7 protein-coding genes are annotated in these 5,177 nt (G+C 69.8%); 2 read left to right on the forward strand and 5 right to left on the reverse strand.

The genetic code is table 11. The features are described from left to right. A partial coding sequence (locus tag NHG85_RS14640) for a flagellar hook-length control protein FliK (RefSeq protein ID WP_253333648.1) occupies positions 1-465 on the forward strand: 465 nt, incomplete at its 5' end. Positions 466-484: 19 nt separating this feature from the next. After that, a complete protein-coding gene (locus NHG85_RS14645) occupies positions 485-1,153 on the forward strand; it encodes a flagellar hook assembly protein FlgD (protein ID WP_253333650.1) in 669 nt (222 codons plus the stop codon). Between the two features lie 38 nt (positions 1,154-1,191). On the opposite strand, the gene NHG85_RS14650 is transcribed toward NHG85_RS14645, so the two are convergent. From NHG85_RS14650 to flgF, 5 genes are all read right to left on the reverse strand, one after another. After that, positions 1,192-1,812: a hypothetical protein gene (locus NHG85_RS14650; RefSeq protein WP_253333652.1), complete on the reverse strand. Its 621-nt coding sequence runs from the start codon at positions 1,810-1,812 to the stop codon at positions 1,192-1,194. 71 nt (positions 1,813-1,883) lie between these two features. Continuing rightward, positions 1,884-2,660 carry a flagellar basal body L-ring protein FlgH gene (gene flgH / locus NHG85_RS14655; protein ID WP_253333654.1) on the reverse strand — a complete coding sequence of 259 codons (777 nt, stop codon included), beginning with the start codon at positions 2,658-2,660 and terminating at the stop codon, positions 1,884-1,886. Further along, positions 2,657-3,322, reverse strand: coding sequence for a flagellar basal body P-ring formation chaperone FlgA (flgA, locus tag NHG85_RS14660; protein WP_253333656.1), 666 nt, complete (start codon positions 3,320-3,322; stop codon positions 2,657-2,659). Before flgA ends, flgH begins: the two co-directional genes overlap by 4 nt. Beyond that, complete coding sequence (gene flgG / locus NHG85_RS14665) at positions 3,322-4,107, reverse strand: flagellar basal-body rod protein FlgG (protein WP_253333658.1); 786 nt, start codon at positions 4,105-4,107, stop codon at positions 3,322-3,324. The genes flgA and flgG overlap by 1 nt, the downstream gene beginning before the upstream one ends. Before the next feature lie 34 nt (positions 4,108-4,141). Further along, a complete protein-coding gene (flgF, locus tag NHG85_RS14670; protein ID WP_253333660.1) occupies positions 4,142-4,891 on the reverse strand; it encodes a flagellar basal-body rod protein FlgF in 750 nt (249 codons plus the stop codon). Between the last annotated feature and the right edge of the window lie 286 nt (positions 4,892-5,177).

Consider the following 5,177-nt stretch of genomic DNA (forward strand, 5'->3'; position numbering starts at 1 on the left):
GAGACGGCTGGCCCCGTGAAGCCCCCCGTTCCCGCGCCCGCGCCGCCGCCGAGCGGCTTCTCGCGCGCGCTGACGGCGCAGATCCGCGAAACCTCGATCGTCGAGGGCCGCACCAGGATCGCGCTCACCCCCGGGGGGCTGGGCGAAATAGAAATCGAACTGAGCCGCGAGGCAGGCCAGCTCAAGGTGGTCATCCGAGCCGAGAACCAGACCGTGCTGCAGGCGCTGCGGGGCGACCGCGAAGGGCTGATGAGCCTCCTGGCCGAGAGCGGCGCGGCGCAGGACGACGGCCAGCTCAGCTTCGAATCCTTCGAACGTGACGAGCGCGAGCGCCAGGATTCTGCCTTCGGCGCCCCGGCGTCCGGCGCCGCCGACGAGGAGGGCACCGCCCCCGACCTTCCCGCCGCCCCTAAGCCGTTCGAAGGCGGCGCGGCGGGTGACGGACAACTCGACATTCTCACCTAAGGCCGATCGGAGCCCCCAGATGGACAGCGTTTCCGCGCCCAGCGCCACACCGGCAACCGCCACCAGCGCCGCCGCCCAGAGCCGCGACAAGCTCAATGCCGATTACCAGAGCTTCCTGACGCTGCTGATCGCGCAGGTCTCGAACCAGGACCCGCTGGAGCCGATGGATTCGACCACCTTCGTGTCGCAGCTCGCGCAGCTCACACAGGTCGAGCAGTCGATCACCACCAACGAGACCCTCGAGAAGATCGAGACCCGGCTGTCGGCCGCGAATGCGCGCGAGGATGCGGCGCTGCTCGGGCGCGAGGTGCTGGCGCCGACCGACCAGGTCGCGCTGTCTGGCGGCAGGGCGGTGTTCTCCTATGCGCTGAGCGGTACGGCGGCGGCGGTCTCGGCGCGGATCCTGGCCGAGGACGGCACAGAGCTGCGCCGCATCGACGGGCTGCCGGGCGCGCAGGACACGCGCCACGAGGTCGTCTGGGACGGGCTCGACCGCGAGGGGCTGCCGGTGCCCGATGGCAGCTTCACGGTCGAGATCGATGCGATCGACGCCGAGGAGGAGGCGGTGTTCTTCACCACCTATGCCGAGGCGCAGGTCGAGCGGGTGGCCTTCCGCGACGGCGCGGCGGTGCTCGAGCTGGCCTCGGGCGCCGAGATCGCGGCCGACAGCATCGTCAGCATCCGCTGACCTCAAGCACCGTCAGCCTCAACTGAGCCACGTCGCCCTCAGTTGGTCAGCCGCTCCGCCGGGGCGGGTGTCGCTGCGGCCTGCTGCTGGGGCTGCGGAATGTCCTGCCGGGCGACGTCCTGCTTGAAGAGATTCGGAAACAGCACCTCGTCGACAGGCATGCCGATCGCCTTGAGATCGGCCAGGACGCGGGCGGAGAGCGCGTCCGTGTCGATCGCGGGGCCGGCCATCGCCGGGGAGGCGGCCGCCTCGCTGAGCGAGGCGAGCACCGCGTCGCGCATCCGCATCAATGTCTCGGGGCTCTCCTCGACCTGCGCGACCAGATCCGCCTCGGGCAGGGCGAGCGCGATATCGGCCACGACATAGGTGATGCTGCGCGGCTTGAGCACCGGCACCGTCAACCTGCCGATCTGCAGGAGCTGCGCCGTCTCGGTCTGGGCGCCGTCTTTCCCGGCCTTCACCGCATCGGCCCCGCCATCGGGGTCGACCGGTGCCGGGGGGATGCCGGGGGCCGCGTGGATCTCCGCCCCGTTCTGGGGCGGGTCGGTCTCTGGCGTGGCGGCCTCGCCCGCCTGGCTGGCTCCGGCGGGCACGAGATACATCCCGGCCGCGTAGCCGCCCACGAGGGAGGCCAGCGGCAGGGAAACGATCAGGATCATGGATTTCATCGGACCATCGCGTGTTGTGCGTTCGGTCCTTGATGCCCCCTCTTCGTGGCGGCATTTGCCTGTCAGTAGGGCAAGATGATGTCCATCGCATCCTCGCCGTAGCCGCGCTCCTGGGTGCGCGACAGCTGCCCGCGCCCGCCATAGGTGATGCGCGCCTCGGCGATCTTCTCGTAAGGAATGGTGTTGTTCATCTGGATGTCCTCGGGCCGGATGATCCCCGCGACGCGCAGCTCGCGCAGCTCCTGGTTCACCTTGACCTCCTGGCGGCCGGCGATGACAAGGTTGCCGTTGGGCAGCATCTGCACCACCAGCGCCGCGACCTTTAGCTCGATCGATTCGTTGCGGGTGATCGAGCCCGAGCCCGAGACGTCGGTGCTCGACCCGATGTCCACGAGGTCGCCCTGCGGCAGGTCGTCTGGGCCGACGCCGGGCAGGATCTTGTCGATCTGGGTGCCGTAGCCGAACAGGGTCGGGAAAGCGAGCGTGCCTTGCCCGTCGCGCGAGCGCTGGCCCGCGTTGCGCAGCTGGGCGCGGTCGTCGATCTCGATGTCGACGGTGAGGATGTCACCCACCTGTGAGGCGCGCTGATCGGCGAAGAAGCCGCCCGAGCCGCCGCGCTCCCACAGGGAGGCCGCCTCGGCGCGCTGGTAGACGCGCGGGGGGGCAGGCGGCGGCATCGGCACCGAAACGGCGGCGGCCTCGGGGATGGTCGCCGGGTTCACCGCGATGGCGCTGGTCTGCGGGTCGCGGTCGAAACGGTCGCGCGTCGCGCCGCAGCCCGACAGCAGCGCGGCCCCCAGCATCAGGACGGGCAGGGGGCGCAGATGGCTCAGGATCAACGGGTGACCTCCACGATGCCCTCGGCCACGGCGGTGCCGGTGAGGGTGGTGTTGCTGGACGTGTTGACGATGCGGACGTCCTGGCCGCGATGCGCGTCCGACAGCGCCCGACCGGGCGCCGTGAGGCGCATCGCGCCGTCCGAGAAGGTGATGGTGACCTCGTCGCCGCGGTCGATGACCAAAGGCTGCATCACCGACTGCACCATCACCGGGCGGCCCTCGGGCAGCATCCGGCGCACCTGCATGCCGATCACCGCCTCGGGCTCGATCACCGCATAGGGGCCGAGCCGGGCCTGCGGCAGCCGCAGCTCGGTCAGATCCGCGGCCGTGACGATGTCGCCCGGCATCAGCCGCCGGTTGGGCACCGGCAGCGGCACCATCACGGCGGCGAGCCCGCTGACGCGGTGCAGCCCGCCGGTCTCGTCGATGGCATTGGCGACGAAGCGGCCCGAGGAGGGGTCCATCCAGAACTCGGCGATGAAGGCGGCCTCATTGGGCGGCTGCCCGGCAAAGCCGATCTCGAACTCCGCCCGCCCCGGCAGGGCGGGTCCCAGATGGTCGCGCGCGCGCTCCTCGACCAGCACCGGCAGCGGCGCGGCCTGGCCGGTCGCGGCAAGCGCGAGGGGGGCGGCGAGCGCCGCGAGAAGGGCCAGCGCGCGCATCACTTGATCTGGTTGGCGGCGGTCATCATCTGGTCGGCCGTCTCGAGCGACTTGGAGTTCATCTCGTAGGCGCGCTGCGCCGAGATCAGATCGGTGATCTGCTGGATGATGTTAACGTTGGAGTTCTCCAGATAGCCCTGCCGCAGGATGCCGATGCCCTCGTCCCCGGGGTTGGCGGGGACCGCGTCGCCCGAGGCGGTGGTGGCCTCCAGCAGGTTGCCGCCGAGCTGGCGCATCCCCGCGGCGTTGGTGAAGGTCGACATGGTGATCTGCCCCAGCTCGACCGGGGTCGGATCGCCGCCGACATAGGCCATGACCACGCCCTGTTCGGACACCTCGATCTGGGTGGTGTTGTCGGGTACGACGATGCCGGGGTCGAGCTCGTAGCCCTGCATGGTGACGATCTGCCCCTCGGCCGAAAGCTGGAAGGCGCCGTCGCGGGTGAAGGCCTGCCCGCCGTCGGGCAGGTTGACCGCGAAGAAGCCGCGCCCGTCGATCGCGAGATCGAGCTGGTTCTCGGTCGCCAGGAGCCCGCCTTGGGTGTTGAGCCGCACAGTTCCGGCGGTCTCGACGCCAAAGCCGATGTCGACGCCGGTGGGCCGGGCAGTGCCGGCCTCGGAGGTGAGCGCGCCCTCGCGGCGCACCGTCTCGTAGATCAGGTCCTGGAACGCCGCCCGGCTCGACTTGAAGCCGGTGGTGTTGGCGTTGGCGATGTTGTTGGAGATGACGTCGACATTGGTCTGCTGGGCCAGCATGCCGGTCGCGGCGATTCCGAGGGCTTTCATGGTCGGGCTCCTGTGTCGGGTCCGTGAAAAGGGATCAGCTGACGCTGCCGATGCGGCGCAGCATGTCGCGCGTGAGGTCGTCTTCGCCGCTCACCAGCTTGAGCGCGCGCTCATAGGCCTGCTGGATCGACATCAGCCGGGTCATCTCGACCACGGGCTGGATGTTGCTCGCCTCGATCATGCCTTGCATGACGCGGGTGCCGTCGGTGGCGGCGCGCGCGGTCTCGACCCCCTCGGGCGGGACGAACATCCCCGAGCCGAGCCGTTCGTAGGATTGCAGGTCGGGCAGCTCGAACAGGCCGATCCGGCCGATCACACCGCCCGCGGCGGTCGAGATCGCGCCGTCCTGGCTGATCGAGACATCGCCGCCCAGATCGGGCGGCAGCGCGATCGGCGCGCCGCCGGCATCGAGCACCTTGGCGCCCGAGAGCGTCACCAGCGTGCCGTCGGGTTCGAGCGCGAAGCGCCCGTCGCGCCCGTAGGCGGTGCGCCCGTCGCCGGTCTCGTAGCCGAACCAGGCATCGCCCTGCAGCGCGAGGTCGAGCGGGTTGCCGGTGCGGGTCATCGCGCCCTGCTCGGGGTTCATGTAGGAGCCCCGGTCGATCAGGAAATCGGTGTCGCGGCTGCTGTCGAGGCCGGTCTCGCGGTGCAGGTAGCTGTCGAACACCACCCGCTCGCCCTTGAAGCCGGCGGTGTTGGCATTGGCGATGTTGTTGGCCGTCACGTCGAGCGCGTTGTGCATCGCCGTGGCCAGCGACAGCGAAACATAGGTGCCGTTGTCCATCGCCTGCTGTCTCCCGATTCCCACGATTCCCGGCGCTTGTCGGCCGCTGTTGAGCCTGTTGTTGCTTCGTTGCCGGATTCGATCAAGGATAACTCAGATCAATTCATGGGGTCGTGGCGGATTTGCCAAGATTACTGAGCATATGTCTGGGGGTGGCCTTGCTGGCGGATCCGGTGGCGGCGGCGGCAGAAATGCCGTCTGCCGCCACGAGCGCGTCCGGCCATGCCGTGGCTCCGGCGGCGCCGGAGTACCTGGAGCGGCGCGGCGCGCTGATCGCGGCGCTTTC

Source organism: Limimaricola litoreus (assembly GCF_024159025.1).
GTDB lineage: Bacteria > Pseudomonadota > Alphaproteobacteria > Rhodobacterales > Rhodobacteraceae > Limimaricola > Limimaricola litoreus.